The sequence below is a fragment of the Dactylosporangium sp. NPDC051087 genome, assembly GCF_055586325.1.
Genome location: NZ_JBVJIJ010000005.1, coordinates 376,453 through 390,393, shown reverse-complemented (window position 1 = coordinate 390,393; position 13,941 = coordinate 376,453). Strand labels below are relative to the sequence as shown.

Annotated in this window: 13 protein-coding genes and 1 pseudogene; 11 read left to right on the top strand and 3 right to left on the bottom strand. The window is 72.2% G+C overall.

Translation table 11 applies throughout. The features are described 5' to 3' along the window. Positions 1-518: 518 nt before the first annotated feature. Both ACZ6TV_RS12950 and ACZ6TV_RS12945 read right to left on the bottom strand, forming a co-directional pair. Positions 519-763, bottom strand: a pseudogene (locus ACZ6TV_RS12950) (NADH-quinone oxidoreductase subunit G); the annotation flags it as partial. Positions 764-1,045: 282 nt separating this feature from the next. After that, the gene (locus ACZ6TV_RS12945) at positions 1,046-1,360 is read right to left on the bottom strand and encodes an MGMT family protein (RefSeq protein ID WP_465297307.1); all 315 of its coding nucleotides are present in this window, start codon (positions 1,358-1,360) and stop codon (positions 1,046-1,048) included. 43 nt (positions 1,361-1,403) lie between these two features. Between ACZ6TV_RS12945 and proB the strand changes: the two genes are divergently transcribed. Next, a complete protein-coding gene (gene proB, locus ACZ6TV_RS12940) occupies positions 1,404-2,513 on the top strand; it encodes a glutamate 5-kinase (protein ID WP_465297306.1) in 1,110 nt (369 codons plus the stop codon). A gap of 153 nt (positions 2,514-2,666) precedes the next feature. Here the strand turns inward: proB and ACZ6TV_RS12935 are convergent, their stop codons facing one another. Further along, positions 2,667-3,992, bottom strand: coding sequence for a gamma-glutamyltransferase (locus ACZ6TV_RS12935; protein ID WP_465297305.1), 1,326 nt, complete (start codon positions 3,990-3,992; stop codon positions 2,667-2,669). Between the two features lie 143 nt (positions 3,993-4,135). Between ACZ6TV_RS12935 and ACZ6TV_RS12930 the strand changes: the two genes are divergently transcribed. From ACZ6TV_RS12930 to ACZ6TV_RS12885, 10 genes are all read left to right on the top strand, one after another. Next, complete coding sequence (locus ACZ6TV_RS12930) at positions 4,136-5,464, top strand: MFS transporter (RefSeq protein WP_465297304.1); 1,329 nt, start codon at positions 4,136-4,138, stop codon at positions 5,462-5,464. Further along, complete coding sequence (locus ACZ6TV_RS12925; RefSeq protein WP_465297303.1) at positions 5,461-6,858, top strand: pyridoxal phosphate-dependent decarboxylase family protein; 1,398 nt, start codon at positions 5,461-5,463, stop codon at positions 6,856-6,858. Before ACZ6TV_RS12930 ends, ACZ6TV_RS12925 begins: the two co-directional genes overlap by 4 nt. Positions 6,859-6,863: 5 nt before the next feature. Beyond that, the gene (locus ACZ6TV_RS12920) at positions 6,864-7,376 is read left to right on the top strand and encodes an NADH-quinone oxidoreductase subunit B (RefSeq protein ID WP_363530771.1); all 513 of its coding nucleotides are present in this window, start codon (positions 6,864-6,866) and stop codon (positions 7,374-7,376) included. A gap of 1 nt (position 7,377) precedes the next feature. Continuing rightward, complete coding sequence (locus ACZ6TV_RS12915) at positions 7,378-7,944, top strand: NADH-quinone oxidoreductase subunit C (protein ID WP_465297302.1); 567 nt, start codon at positions 7,378-7,380, stop codon at positions 7,942-7,944. After that, a complete protein-coding gene (gene nuoH / locus ACZ6TV_RS12910; protein WP_465297301.1) occupies positions 7,944-8,903 on the top strand; it encodes an NADH-quinone oxidoreductase subunit NuoH in 960 nt (319 codons plus the stop codon). The genes ACZ6TV_RS12915 and nuoH overlap by 1 nt, the downstream gene beginning before the upstream one ends. A gap of 12 nt (positions 8,904-8,915) precedes the next feature. Then, on the top strand, positions 8,916-9,446 hold the full coding sequence (locus ACZ6TV_RS12905; protein WP_465297300.1) for a NuoI/complex I 23 kDa subunit family protein: 531 nt from the start codon (positions 8,916-8,918) through the stop codon (positions 9,444-9,446). Between the two features lie 40 nt (positions 9,447-9,486). Beyond that, a complete protein-coding gene (locus tag ACZ6TV_RS12900; RefSeq protein ID WP_465297299.1) occupies positions 9,487-11,070 on the top strand; it encodes a methyl-accepting chemotaxis protein in 1,584 nt (527 codons plus the stop codon). Positions 11,071-11,154: 84 nt separating this feature from the next. Beyond that, positions 11,155-11,679 carry an NADH-quinone oxidoreductase subunit J family protein gene (locus tag ACZ6TV_RS12895; protein WP_465297298.1) on the top strand — a complete coding sequence of 175 codons (525 nt, stop codon included), beginning with the start codon at positions 11,155-11,157 and terminating at the stop codon, positions 11,677-11,679. Continuing rightward, entirely contained in the window at positions 11,679-12,044 is a 366-nt protein-coding gene (gene nuoK, locus ACZ6TV_RS12890; RefSeq protein WP_465297297.1) for an NADH-quinone oxidoreductase subunit NuoK, read from the top strand. The genes ACZ6TV_RS12895 and nuoK overlap by 1 nt, the downstream gene beginning before the upstream one ends. Continuing rightward, positions 12,041-13,888: an NADH-quinone oxidoreductase subunit 5 family protein gene (locus ACZ6TV_RS12885; RefSeq protein ID WP_465297296.1), complete on the top strand. Its 1,848-nt coding sequence runs from the start codon at positions 12,041-12,043 to the stop codon at positions 13,886-13,888. The genes nuoK and ACZ6TV_RS12885 overlap by 4 nt, the downstream gene beginning before the upstream one ends. Positions 13,889-13,941 lie beyond the last annotated feature (53 nt).

Here is a 13,941-nt window from a genome sequence, read left to right as displayed (position 1 = left end):
GCCCGTCGGTCGTTCGGCTGGCTGCTCGGTCGCTTGCCCGTCTGGTCGTCTGCTCGGCCGGTTGGCTCGGCTGGCTGCTCGGTCGCTTGGCTCGGCCGGCTGCGCAACCTGACCTCCCACCCGCTTGCCTGCTAATTCGTTCGCCCGGTCGGTCGCTTTTGCCCGTCGGTCGTTCGGCTGGCTGCTCGGTCGCTTGCCCGTCTGGTCGGCCGGTTTGCTCGGCCGGTCTGCTCGGTCGCTTGCCTGTTCAGGTGCTCGGTTGCTTGCCTGTCCGGCTGCGGGGCCGCCTGGCTCGGCCGGCAGCTTGGCCGCTTGCCTGTTCAGGTGCTCGGTTGCTTGCCTGTCCGGCTGCGCGGTCGCCTGGCTCGGCCGGCAGCTTGGCCGCTTGCCTGTTCAGGTGCTCGGTTGCTTGCCCGGCCGGCCGCTCGGCCGCTCGGTCGCTCGCTCGCACATCCGGTTCCTGGCCCGGGTCTACCCGTCGGCTTGCTCAGCCCGATGTGCTGGGCAGGACATCCGTCGAGCTGCCATGCCGCCGCGACCTCGCTGCGCGCCGCCGGGTCGTACACCGGACGGCCACCGGGAAGGAGGGCCGGCAGCGCACCGGCCTTCACTGCGCCCCGGTCGCCGCGCGTCGTGGCACCCAGGCCAGCTTCGCCCCGGTCTCCTCCGCGACCCGCGCCGCGGCGGACAGGCCACCCTCGACGCCCGCCAGCCGCTCGCCGACGAAGAGGATCGCACCCTGGGCCGACAGCGGCTGCCTGACGAGGACGACCGCGCCGGGCCGTCTGCCGGTCCGCACCTCGGAGAGCGCCGGACGTCTGGGAAAGGGTCTTTGTTCTTGCACCAGCGACGGTGGCGCGCCACAACATAGGGGGCTCGACGGCGGTGCGGTGTCAGCGGAGGCGGGGACGTCACCTCAGGCACGGCAGTCAGGGCGACCACGCCACCGAACCATGCGTGGCCGGAGGCTACGCCCAACCATCGGCCCGGCGAATGGCCGCCCGCACACGGGCAGCACAACCGACAGTGAACCCCGTCCCGGGGGCTATGGCAGGGTCGGCGGGTCCTCGTCGGGCCACCAGGCGGCCCTGCGCATGTCGACCTTGTCGGATTTGAGGGGGGTGTCCTCCTGGCGGTGGCGGCGGAGGGCTTCCTGCTCGTGGCCGGGGACGAGGCGGCCGTTGGCGGCCACGACCCGGTGCCAGGGGACGCTGCCGCCGTAGTGCGACATGACGGCGCCGACCTGGCGGGGGCCGCCACGGCCCAGGTACTCGGCGATCGCACCGTAGGACATGACACGGCCGGGTGGGATGCGTTCCACCACGGTGAGGACCAGTTCGGCAAAGTCGTCGTCGGCCACGATATGGGAACCTACCGTGGCGGAAGGCCGGTGACGCGGCAAGATGGGCGGCGTGCGGGAACAGGTCATCGAGGCTCGACGGATCGTGGTCAAGGTCGGGTCGTCGTCGTTGACCACCGCGGCAGGTGGGCTCGACAAGCAGCGGGTCGACGCGCTCGTCGACGCGCTCGCGGGGAGTCCGGCGGAGGTCGTGCTGGTGTCGTCCGGGGCGATCGCCGCGGGGCTGGCGCCGCTGGGGTTGCGGAAGCGGCCCAAGGACCTCGCGACGCAGCAGGCCGCGGCGAGTGTCGGGCAGGGGCTGCTCATGCGGGCCTACAACGACGCGTTCGCCAGGCACGACAGGGTGGTCGGGCAGGTGCTGCTGACCGTCGACGACGTGACCCGGCGGGTGCACTACCGCAACGCGTACAGGACCTTGCGGCGGCTGCTGGACCTGCGGGCCATCCCGATCGTCAACGAGAACGACACGGTCGCCACGGAGGAGATCCGGTTCGGGGACAACGACCGGCTCGCGGCGCTCGTCGCCTCGCTCGTCCACGCGGATCTGCTGGTGCTGCTGTCTGATGTGGACGGGCTGTACACCGGCGATCCGGCGAGACCGGAGTCGACGAGGATCCTGGACGTGCGGTCACCGGACGACCTCAAGAGCATCGACGTGAAGCGGCCCGGCAGGGCGGGGGTCGGGACCGGCGGCATGGTGACGAAGGTCGAGGCGGCACGGATCGCGACGACCAGTGGCATCCCGGTGGTGCTGACGTCGGCGCCCAACGCCAAGGCGGTGCTCGACGGGGAGCCGATCGGCACGCTGTTCCACCGGCAGCGGGAGCGGCCGCAGGCGCGGCTGTTCTGGCTCGCGCACGCGACGAGCCCGCGTGGCCGCCTGCATCTCGACCCGGGTGCCGTGCAGGCCGTGCGCCAGCGGCACGCGTCGCTGCTGCCCGCCGGGATCACCGCGGTCGACGGCCGGTTCGCGGCCGGGGATCCGGTGGACCTGGTCGACGTGGGCGGGGTGCCGGTGGCCCGCGGCCTGGTCAACTACGACGCGACGGAGCTGCCGCCGCTGCTCGGCCGGTCGACGGGAGAGCTCGCCGCCGCGCTCGGTCCGGCGTACGAACGTGAGGTCGTCCACCGGGACGACCTGGTGCTCCTCTAGCAACGCGACCGGCAAAGCCGGCAAAGCGACCGGCAAAGCGACCGGCAAAGCCAGCAACGCGACCCGGCAAAGCGACCGGCAAAGCCAGCAACGCGCCCGGCAAAGCCAGCGAAGCGACCGGCAAAACCAACAAGCCGACCGGCAAGGCGGCCTTTACAGGACCCGTCCCACGCCGCCGCGCCGCGGGTCGCCGGCCGCGCCGGCGAGGCCGACGGCACTGACGCCGCCGAAGTAGTGGTCGAGCCGGTCCCACTGCTGGACCTTGAAGTCGGTGAAGGGCGACGGGTCGCAGCCGGGTTCGAGGTGGACGAGCCGCTCCCCGTCGACCGACACGGGGTGGAAGCGCGGCCGCCGGATCGCCGTGGTCATGTCGTCGCCGTCGACCAGGACGTTGCTGAGCGTGTGGATGATCGCGGTCCGGATCCGGGTCGCGCCCGCCGAGCCGATCGCCATGACGAGACCGCCCGCGGCGTCCAGGACCACGGCCGGGCACATGCAGGAGGCCATCCGCTCGCCGGGCAGCGTGCCGGGCCGGATGAGCTCGCCCTCGCCGAGCATCGAGTTGAGGTGGACGCCGAGGCCCGGCAGCCACACCCCGGCGCCGATGCCCAGTGTCATCGTGATCACGCAGGCGTTGCCCGAGCCGTCGACGACGGAGATGTTGGTCGTGTCGCCGAGCCGCTGCGACCCGTGCGCCAGCAGCGCCTCAGCGACGGCGGCGGGCGAGAAGTCCGGCGGCAGCGCGGCGATGGTCCGGATCGTCTCGTTCAGGTCGTCACGGGCGAGCACGCGATACGGGCCGAAGGCCGCCGCCGACACGGGCACCTGCAGCACCCGGTACGACGAGAGATCCCGCGGACTGAGCACGCCCCCACCGGCCCGGACCTGCGACAGCATGACCTCGCCGATCCGCCCGGTGTAGAAGGCGGCCGGCCCCTCCTCCGCCAGGATCCCGAGCGCGGTGTCGAGTCCGGGGTGGTGCAGCAGCTCGCCGCCTTCCAGGAGGCGGCCCTCCGGCGCGTACACCGCCGAGCCGAACCCGGGCAGCATCGCCGGCGCCAGCGAGACCAGGGTGCGCGCGTGCGCCCCCGGCAGGAGCACGCCGCTGCGGGCCAGGTTCAGCGCCGGCGCGACGACCCGCTGCCAGGGCAGCCGGCCCCATCGCCGGTGGATCTCGCCGGCCCCGGCCGGAATGCCGGGCACGCCGACGCTCGACGCGCCGATCTCGTACCGCTGCGGAACGCCACCGAACGAGATCTTGATCGGCACCATCGGGGCCGCCGGGGTGGTGCTGCCGAGGCCGGGGACGGAGCAGAAGAAGTCGAGGCAGGTGGTGGCGCCGGTGGCCGCGTCGAAGTAGGTGGCGAACCCACCGCCGGCCAGGCCGGTCAGGACGCTTTCCGCGGCGCAGCCGGCGAGCATCGCGGCCACGGCGGCGTCGGCGGCCGACCCGCCGGCGGCGAGCACCCGCAGCCCCACCTCGGTCGTGGCGGGGTGCCCGGCGGCGACCCCCGCCGGAACCTTGGACCGGGGGCGCGTCTGGGGCTGCAGCAGCGCGGTGGACAGCGGAGGTTCCTTTCCTGCAAGGCGATGGCTAGCATTCGTTGACCATGGCCCAAGTCGTGCGAACCGAGGTCCTTCCGGGACGTGTGCGGGCGGGCTATGCGCTCGGCTCGCTGGTCACCGGGGCGTTCGGCACCGTGCCCGGACTCCTCCTGCTGCCTTACCTGACGGACACCCTCGGCGTCGCTGCCGGGGTCGCCGGGCTGTTGGTGCTGGCGCCGAAGGCGTGGGACGTGCTGATCAACCCGGTTGCCGGGAGGATTTCCGATCGTACCCGCACTTCGATGGGTGCCCGGCGGCCATTTCTGCTCTTCGGCGGGCTCGCGCTCGCGGTGCTGTTCGCCGCGATCTTCGCCGCGCCCTTCCAGCAGGACAGCGCCCCCTACGCGGCGGTGATGTTCCTGCTCGCGGCGACCGCGTTCGCCTTCTACCAGGTGCCCTACGTGGCGATGCCGGCCGAGATGACCGACGACTACGCGGAGCGGACCCGGCTGATGACCTGGCGGGTGGCGATCCTCGCGGTCGCCATCCTGGTGTCCGGGGCGCTCTCGCCGATGGTGACGAAACAGTTCGGTGGCGGCGTTCCGGGCCACCGCGCGATGGGGATCTTCGTCGCCGCGTTGATCCTCGTGGGTACCTTCGGCTCCTTCTTCGGCACGCGCTCCGCCCCGACGGGCAAGGTGCTGCCGAGCGAGCCGTCCTTCGCCGCCCAGCTGAAGGTCGTGCGGGGCAACCGGCCGTTCCGGCTGCTGCTGACCTGCTACGTCGTGCAGGCCGCGGGCATCGCCACGATGCTCGCCGGCGTCAGCTACTTCGCCACGCAGATCCTGGTGTCCCCGGACACCGGCGCGACGCTGCTGTTCGCGTGCTTCGTCGGCCCGGCGCTGCTGGTCATGCCGGTCTGGACGCGGGTCGGTCACCGGGTCGGGAAGCTGCGGGCCTACGTGTTCGCGTCGGTGCTGTTCGCCGCCGCCGCGGCGCTGCTGGCCCTCGCGCCGTTCCTGCCCGCCGTCGCCGTCTACGTCCTGACCGGGCTCGTCGGCAGCGGGTACGCCGGCCAGCAGGTCTTCGGCATGGCCATGCTGCCGGACTGCATCGCGTTCGACGCGCACCGCACCGGACGCCGCCAGGCGGGCGTGTTCACCGGCCTGTGGACGGCGGGGGAGACGTTCGGCATGGCGCTCGGCCCCGGCGTCTTCGCGGTCATCCTCGCCGTGTTCGGCTACGTCTCCAGTTCGTCGGGGGCGGCGGCCGTACAGTCGGACACCGCGAAACTGGGGGTCCTCCTCGGATTCACCGTCGTGCCCGCCATTGTCGTCGCATCGGCGCTCATCGGTCTGCGAGGCTACGACCTGGACGAACGACGACTGACCGAGGAGGTCTCGTGAAGGGTGTCCCGGCCGAGCAGGTGCTCGCGGAGCTCGCCGAGCTGCGCAAGGGCGACCTGCCCACGCACGGCGGGCGGCTGTTCGCCTATGTCTACGACCCGGCGGTGCCCGGCCTGGACGAGCTGGCCGCCGCGGCGTACAGCTCGTCGGCGCACGTCAACGGGCTCGACCCGACCGCGTTCCCGTCGCTGCTGCGGATGGAGAACGACCTGGTCGGCATGGCCGCGGCGGTCCTCGGCGGCGGCCCGGACACGGTCGGCAGCGTCACCAGTGGCGGGACCGAGTCGCTGATCCTCGCCGTGAAGGCGGCCCGGGACGGCGCCCCGCACATCACGGAGCCGCGCCTCGTGATGCCGGTGACCGCACACGCCGCGCTCGCGAAGGCCGCCTCCTACCTTCGGGTGGCGTTGGATGTGGTACCGGTGGGTGCCGACCTGCGCGTCGACCCTTCGGCGGTCGCGGCGGCCATCGGGCCCTCCACGGTGCTCGTGGCGTGCTCGGCGCCGTCCTACGCGCACGGCCTCATCGACCCGGTCGAGCCGATCGCCGCCGCCGCGGCCGCCGCCGGCGTCCGCTGCCACGTCGACGCCTGCTTCGGTGGGTGGACGCTGCCGTTCCTGCGCCGCCTGGGCGAGCCGGTGCCGCCGTTCGACCTGTCCGTCCCGGGTGTGACGAGCATCTCCGTCGATCTGCACAAGTACGCGTACGCGCCGAAGGGCGTCTCCGTGCTGCTGCACCGCGACGAGGCGCTGCGGCTGCCGCAGTATTTCGGGTACGCGGACTGGCCCGGGTACACGATGGTCAACCCGGTCATCTCGTCCACCCGCTCCGGCGGGCCGATCGCGGCGGCGTGGGCGACGCTGCGGCACCTGGGTGACGACGGCTACCTGGCCCTGGCCTCCACGACGCTCTCCGCGGTGCGCGGGCTCGCCGACGCCGTTTCCGCGGTCGACGGGCTCGTGCTGCTGCCGGTGGAGTCGACGGTGGTCGCGTTCCAGTCGACCTCCGTCGACCTGTTCGTGCTCGCGGACGAGCTCGCGGCCCGGGGTTGGCACACGCAGCCGCAGTTCCAGCACGGGGACATCGCGCCGTCGGTACACCTGACGGTGACCGCCGCAGTGGCACCCCGGGTGGCCGAGTTCGCCGCCGACCTCGCCGACTCCGTGGCGGCGGCCCGCACCGCCGGGCCCGTCTCGCTGCCCCCGGACATCTTCTCCCTCGTGGGTGACGTCTCGTCGCTGGCTTCCGCGCTCGGGGTCGGGTCCGGTTCGTCGGTACTGCCCGACCGGATGGCCGTGATCAACACGTTGCTGAACGCGGCGCCACCGGCCGTGCGCGAGCAGTTACTGGTCGCATTCCTCAGTCTGCTGCAGCGCCCGACGAGCGTAGGCTGACGCGCATGTCGAGTGTCCTGGGCGACCCGATCAAGTTCGTGCTCAACTGGGGGCGCCGCTATTCGCTGTGGGTGTTCAACTTCGGTCTCGCGTGCTGCGCGATCGAGTTCATCGCCACGTCGATGGGGCGGCACGACTTCATGCGCCTCGGCGTCATCCCGTTCGCGCACGGGCCGCGCCAGGCCGACCTCATGGTCGTGTCCGGCACCGTCACCGACAAGATGGCGCCGGCGGTCAAGCGGCTCTATGACCAGATGCCCGAGCCGAAATACGTGATCAGCTTCGGCGCGTGCAGCAACTGCGGCGGGCCCTACTGGGACTCCTACTCCGTGACGAAGGGCGTCGACCAGATCATCCCCGTCGACGTCTACATCCCCGGCTGCCCGCCGCGGCCCGAGGCGCTGCTGCACGGCATCATGAAGCTCCAGGACAAGATCGCGGGGGAGCAGTCCGGACTCGGCGGCGTCAACCGCACCGACGTCAAGGCGCTGACCGCCCCGCCGGTGCGGAGGCCCTGACATGGATCTCGAGGAGCTCGGCGCGCTGTTCGGCGACGGCGTCACCGTCACCGAGTCCGCCGGGGGCGGCCGCTTCACCCGGCCGACCGTCGACGTGCCGCCGGAGCGCTGGGCCTCGGCGTTGCTGACCGCCCGGGACTCCCTGGCGTGCGACTTCTTCGACTGGCTGTCTGCCGTCGACGAGCTGCCGGGTGGCTTCACCGTGGTGGCCCACGTCTATTCGACCACCGCGCACTCCGGGCTGCTGCTGCGCACGGCGCTGCCGCGCACGGCGCCCTCGGTCGACTCCGTGGTCGGGATCTACCCGGGTGCCGCCTGGCACGAGCGTGAGACGCACGAGATGTTCGACATCGGCTTCGCCGGCAACGACGCGCTCGACCCGCTGCTGCTGCCGCCCGAGTTCGAGGGGCACCCGCTGCGCAAGGAGTTCGTGCTCGCGTCCCGGGTCGCCAAGCCGTGGCCGGGTGCGAAGGAGCCGGGCGAGAGCGAGCACACCGCCGCCAAGCGCGCCCCGATGCGCCCGCCGGGCGTTCCCGACCCCAGCGAGTGGCCGGGAGGCCGGGTCTGATGCCGATCTGGTTGGAGCTGGCCCTGCGGGTCCTCGTCGTCGTCGGCGCGTTCCTGACCCTGCCGCTCATCGTCGGCCAGGCCGAGCACAAGGTGATGGCGCACATGCAGGGCCGCCTCGGCCCCATGTATGCCGGCGCCTTCCACGGCTGGGCCCAGCTCGTCGCCGACGGGGTCAAGTTCGTGCAGAAGGAGGACATCACCCCGCGCGCCGCGGACCGGCAGGTCTTCCGGCTCGCCCCGGTCGTGGCGCTCCTGCCGTATCTGGCCGTCCTGCTGGTGATCCCCCTCGGCCCGCACGGCCTGGTCGCCCAGCCGCTCGACGTCGGGCTGTTCTTCGTCCTCGCCGTCGTCGGCATCGGCGTGATCGCCGTGCTCATGGCCGCCTGGTCGTCGGCCAACAAGTATTCGCTGCTCGGCGGCCTGCGGGCGGCGGCCCAGCTGCTCGGCTACGAGCTGCCGTTCGTGCTGTCGGCGGCGTCGGTCGCGATGGCCGCCGGCACCCTGTCGCTGTCGGGCATCGTGGAGGCGTGGCGCCCCTGGTGGCTGCTGTGGCAGCTCCCGGCCATGCTCATCTTCTTCACCGCCGGGCTCGCCGAGATCCGCCGCCCGCCCTTCGACATGCCGATCGCCGACTCCGAGCTGGTCTTCGGCTACCTCACCGAATACACCGGCCTGCGCTTCGCGTTCTTCCTGCTCGCCGAATACGTCGGCATCGTCGTCATCGCCGCCCTCACCACCGTGTTGTTCCTCGGCGGCTGGAGGGGGCCCTTCGACGACCAGATCGGCTGGCTGTGGACGCTGCTGAAGATGTTCGCGGTCGCATTCGTGGTCATCTGGCTGCGGGTGGCGTATCCGCGGCTGCGGGAGGACCAGCTGCAGCGCCTCTGCTGGCTGATCCTCGTCCCGCTCGCACTGCTGCAGCTCATCCTGACCGCCACGGTGAAGGTTCTGACGTGAGGACGGTGTTCGGTGGAAATCCCCGGTAAAGGGCTCGTCAAGGGGCTGGCCGTCACGTTCGGCACGCTGACCCAGCGCACCCACACGCATCAGTATCCGGACGTCGAGCCCGACCTGCCGCCCCGCAGCCGGGGCGTCATCGCGCTCATCGAGGAGAACTGCACCGTCTGCATGCTGTGCGCCCGGGAGTGCCCCGACTGGTGCATCTACATCGACTCCCACAAGGAGGAGGTCGTGGTCCCCGGCGCGGCGCGCGCCCGCCAGCGCAACGTGCTCGACCGGTTCGCGATCGACTTCTCGCTCTGCATGTACTGCGGCATCTGCATCGAGGTGTGCCCCTTCGACGCGCTGCACTGGACGCCGGAGTTCGAGTATGCCGAGCACGACATCCGCGACCTGCTGCACGAGAAGGACCGGCTCGAGGAGTGGGTCGCGACCGTCCCCGCTCCGCCGGCGCACGACCACCGCGGCGAACCGGCCAAAGAGCAGACGGCGGCCGCAAAACGCTCAGGTCAGGCCGTGGCTGACCGATCCGAGAGGTGAGCCGCGCCCGTCGCGCGGCTGACTGCTCGGAGGTGGCGGCATGTCCCGGCTGGGAATCTCGCAGAAGTTGTTCATCGGCTTCCTGCTCGTCGCGATCGTGACGGTGGTGGTCGGCGTCTACGGCATGACCCGCCTGCAGGTGCTCCACCAGCGCACCAACGACGTCTACGCCACCGCCTCCGCGCCCGGCTACCAGGCGCAGAAGATGCAGAACCACTGGACCGAGACGCAGCTGCTCATGTACGCCGCGGCCACCGCCCCGCCGGCGAACCAGGACCAGATCGTCGACGGGTACATCAAGCCGATCGACGCGGCCTTCGACAAGGCGTACGCGGACTACCTCGCCAGCCGGCACACCGCCGAGGGCAGGAAGATCGCCGACGAGCTGGTGCGCCAGATCGCCACGGTCCGCAAGATCCGCGACGAGCAGATCCTGCCGGCCACCAAGACGGGCAACACCGCCGCGGCCATGGGGGCGCTCTTCAACCCGGAGATGGGCAAGATCCTCGAGGCGCAGCAGGACGCCGGCAGCAAGATCGCCGACATCGAGCAGGCCAACGCGAAGAAGATCGCCGACGGTGCCGGCGACACCTACGACGCCGCCCGGACCAGCCTCATCGTGATGCTGATCCTGGGCGTACTGCTGTCGCTGGCGCTCGCCACCCTGGTCGCCCGCTCGATCGTGCGGTCGGTGCGCAACGCCAAGACCGTCCTGGACGAGGTCGCCGCCGGTGACCTGACCTCCCGCATGAACGTGACCAGCGGCGACGAGGTCGGGCAGATGGGCCTGGCGCTCAACGAGAGCCTCGACCGGATCGCCGAGATGGTCCGGCTCGTCGGCACGTCCGCGACGTCGCTGGCCAACTCCTCGACCCGGCTCACCGGCGTGGCCCGCACCATCGCCTCCGGCGTCGACGCCGCCGCCGAGCAGGCCACCGCCGTCAGCGGGTCGGCCGGCGAGGTGTCCCGCAACGTGCAGACCGTCGCCGTCGGCACCGACGAGATGAACGAGAGCATCCGGGAGATCGCGCAGAACGCGACCGAGGCCGTCCGCGTCGCCAACGAGGCCATGGAAGCCGCCAACGAGACCACCCGCACCATGGCGAAGCTCGGCGAGTCCAGCGCCGAGATCGGCAACGTCATCAACGTGATCACCGGCATCGCCGCGCAGACCAACCTGCTGGCGCTGAACGCCACCATCGAGGCGGCCCGCGCCGGCGAGGCGGGCAAGGGCTTCGCCGTCGTCGCCAACGAGGTCAAGGACCTCGCGCAGGAGACCGCGAAGGCGACCGAGGACATCAGCCAGCGGATCTCCGCGATCCAGGCCGACGCGGCCAGCGCCGTGGCCGCGATCAGCCGCATCAGCGAGGTCATCGAGAGCGTCAACGGCTACCAGACGACGATCGCCTCGGCGGTCGAGGAGCAGACCGCGACGACGAACGAGATGGGCCGCAACGCGGCGAACGCGGCGAGCGGGAGTACCGAGATCGCCGCCAGCATCGACCGGGTCGCGCGGGCGGCGCAGTCCACCAGCGTCGGCGTGCAGGAGACGGAGTCGGCGGCGGAGGAGCTGGCGGGGATGTCGCAGGAGCTGAGCCGGGTCGTGTCGCGCTTCCGCGCCTAGGGTTTTCTTTGGTTTTTGACGCCCCGCAGGTCGAATCCTGTCAGACCCTGATGGCAGGATGTCGGCCATGAGGGTGGCATCGCGATGACGACGGCGGACGTGCTGCTCGCCGCGCTCGGCGCCGTCGCGCTCGGCGCCGGCCTGCTGGTCGTGACGACCCGGCACGTCGTGCGTGCCGGGTTGTGGCTGGTCGTGACGCTGGGCGCGGTCGCCGGGCTCTATCTGGTGCTGTCCGCCGAGCTGCTCGCCTGGGTCCAGGTGCTGCTCTATGTCGGTGCCGTCGTGGTGCTGCTGCTGTTCGCCGTGATGCTGACCCGAGCGCCGATCGGCGCCAGCGACGACCTCGACCGGGTCCGCTGGCCCGGCGCGCTCGTCGGGGCAGGCGCCGGCGCGGGCCTCGTGGCGCTGTTCGCCGACGCGTTCCACTGGAGCCGGGTCGGCCTGCCCGCGCCCGGCACCGCCGAGGCGATCGGCGGCGCGGTGTTCCGCACCTGGGTCCTGCCGTTCGAGCTGGTGTCGGTGCTGCTGCTGGCGGCGCTCGTCGGCGCGATCGTGGTGTCCAGGCCCGACGTCAGCGCCGGCTCCCGCCCCGATTCCCGGGGGCGCTGATGCATCCCGTCCTGCCGTTCACGATCGCCGCGCTCCTGTTCGGCATCGGCGTCTATGGCGTCATCGTCCGGCGCAACGCCGTGCTGCTGCTGATGGCGGTCGAGCTGCTGCTCAACGCGGTGAATCTGGTGCTCGTCACCGCCGACGCGACGATCAGGTCGGTCGTGCCGCACAGCGGGCAGTCGTTCGCCCTGTTCATCATCGTGCTGGCCGCCGCCGAGATCGGCGTGGGGCTCGCGCTGATCCTCCAGCTGTATCGGATGCGCCGCTCGGTCGACGTCGAGGAGCTGCCGCTCACCGAGGCCGCGCCCGCCGCCGTCCCCGCAGTTGTCACCGCCGAGGCGGACCAGGAGGTGGCTCGGTGAGGGTCGACCTGCTCGGGCTGGCGCTGCCCGCGGTCCCGGTGGTGGCCGGCCTGCTGGGGCTGCTCCTGCGCTATCGGCAGCGCGGTGTCGCCGCCGTGCTCGGCGCAGGCGGCGCGGCCGTCGCGCTCGCGTGCGCGGTCGCCGTCGCGCTGCGCGGGCCGCGGGGCGCCGACCCCGGGATCGTCATCGCCGACTTCGGGCGGCTCTCCGTCACGCTCGGCACCTGGCTCGACGGCCCCGCCGGTCTCGTCGCGGTCGCCGTCGGCGTCGTCGCGCTCTGCGTCCAGGTCTACTCCGTCGCCTATCTGCACGACGACGACCGGTATGCGCCCTATGCCGCGCAGGTCAGCCTCTTCACCGGCGCGATGCTGCTGGTGGTCGTCTCCGGCGACCTGATCACCCTGCTGGTCGGCTGGGAGGTCATGGGCATCTGTTCATATCTGCTCATCGGCCACGACCGCCGCCTGCCGGAGGCGCCCCGCGCCGCGGTCAAGGCGTTCCTCGTCACCCGTGTCGGCGACGTCGGCTTCCTCGTCGGCATCGTGCTGCTCGGCCTGCAGGCGCACAGCTTCCGCATCGCCGACGTGTTCGCCGCCGACCTGCCCGCCGGCACCGTCACCGCCGCCTGTGTCCTGCTGCTGGCCGGCGTCGCGGGCAAGAGCGCCCAGTTCCCGCTGCACACCTGGCTGCCCGACGCGATGGCCGGCCCGACCCCGATCTCCGCCCTGATCCACGCCGCGACGATGGTCGCCGCCGGCGTCTATGTCGTCGCCCGGCTCTATCCGTTGTTCGAGCGCTCCGGCGCCGCCCTCACCGTCCTGGCCGTCATGGCGTCGATCACGATGCTCCTCGGCGCGCTCGCCGCCCTCGGCCAGGACGACATCAAGCGCGTCCTGGCCTGGTCGACGGTCAGCCAGCTCGGCTACATGACCGGCGCCCTCGCCGTCGGCGCACCCGGCGCGGCCCTGTTCCACCTGCTCACCCACGCCGCCTTCAAGGCGCTGCTCTTCCTCGCCGCCGGCGCCGTGATCCACGCCGTCGGCACCAACCTCATGGCCGCCATGGGCGGGCTGCGCACCCGCATGCCGGTGACGTTCTGGACGATGACCGCCGGCCTCGCCGCCCTCGCCGGCGTCCCGCCCCTCGCGGGCTTCTTCAGCAAGGACTCGATCATCGAGGCCGCCTGGCACGCGACCTCCACGTCCCTGCCGCTGCCCCGCGCCGCGGCCTGGCTGGTGTTCGCCGCCGCGGCGGTCACGGTCCTGCTCACCGCGGCCTATGTCGTCCGGCTCTGGCGCCGCACGTTCCTCGGCGACCCCCGCGGCGCCACGGCCAGGGCCGCGCACGAGCCGCCCTGGGCGATGCGCGCCCCGCTGCTCGTCCTCGCGGTGCCGACGGTCCTGCTCGGCTTCGCCGGGCTGTCGGCCGCCTTCGCGACCCGGCTCGTCGCCGGCCTCAAGGACGAGCCGATCGCCGAGCTCGGTGCCTTCGCGCTCCTCCCGCTGGCGCTGCTGGCCGCCGGTGCCGCCCTCGCCTGGCGCCGCGACCCCGCCGCCGACCTGCCCGACACCGCGCTCACCCGCCTCCTGGCCAACGCGTTCTATCTCGACGCCGTCCAGGACGCCCTCGTCACCCGCCCGGTCACGGCCCTCGCCCGCCTCGCCCGCCGCACCGACGAGTCCGTCGTCGACGGCGCGGTCGACGCCACCGGCGCCACCACCACGGCCACCGGCGCCCTCCTCGCCCGCGCCCACACCGCCGCCCTGCCCCGCGCCACCGCCGCCGTCCTCACCGGCACGGTTCTCCTCGCCGCGCTCGTCGCCCTCGTCCTGGGGGTGCTCTGATGACTCCGGCCCTGACCATCCGCCCGGCGGTCCCTCCGACCCGCGCGGGGTCG

Coding starts and splice junctions, on each gene's coding strand:
- proB (WP_465297306.1), top strand. CDS start 1,404: ATGGGCGGCGTGCGGGAACAGGTCATCGAGGCTCGACGGATCGTGGTC.
- ACZ6TV_RS12920 (WP_363530771.1), top strand. CDS start 6,864: ATGTCGAGTGTCCTGGGCGACCCGATCAAGTTCGTGCTCAACTGGGGG.
- ACZ6TV_RS12915 (WP_465297302.1), top strand. CDS start 7,378: ATGGATCTCGAGGAGCTCGGCGCGCTGTTCGGCGACGGCGTCACCGTC.
- nuoH (WP_465297301.1), top strand. CDS start 7,944: ATGCCGATCTGGTTGGAGCTGGCCCTGCGGGTCCTCGTCGTCGTCGGC.
- ACZ6TV_RS12900 (WP_465297299.1), top strand. CDS start 9,487: ATGTCCCGGCTGGGAATCTCGCAGAAGTTGTTCATCGGCTTCCTGCTC.
- ACZ6TV_RS12895 (WP_465297298.1), top strand. CDS start 11,155: ATGACGACGGCGGACGTGCTGCTCGCCGCGCTCGGCGCCGTCGCGCTC.
- nuoK (WP_465297297.1), top strand. CDS start 11,679: ATGCATCCCGTCCTGCCGTTCACGATCGCCGCGCTCCTGTTCGGCATC.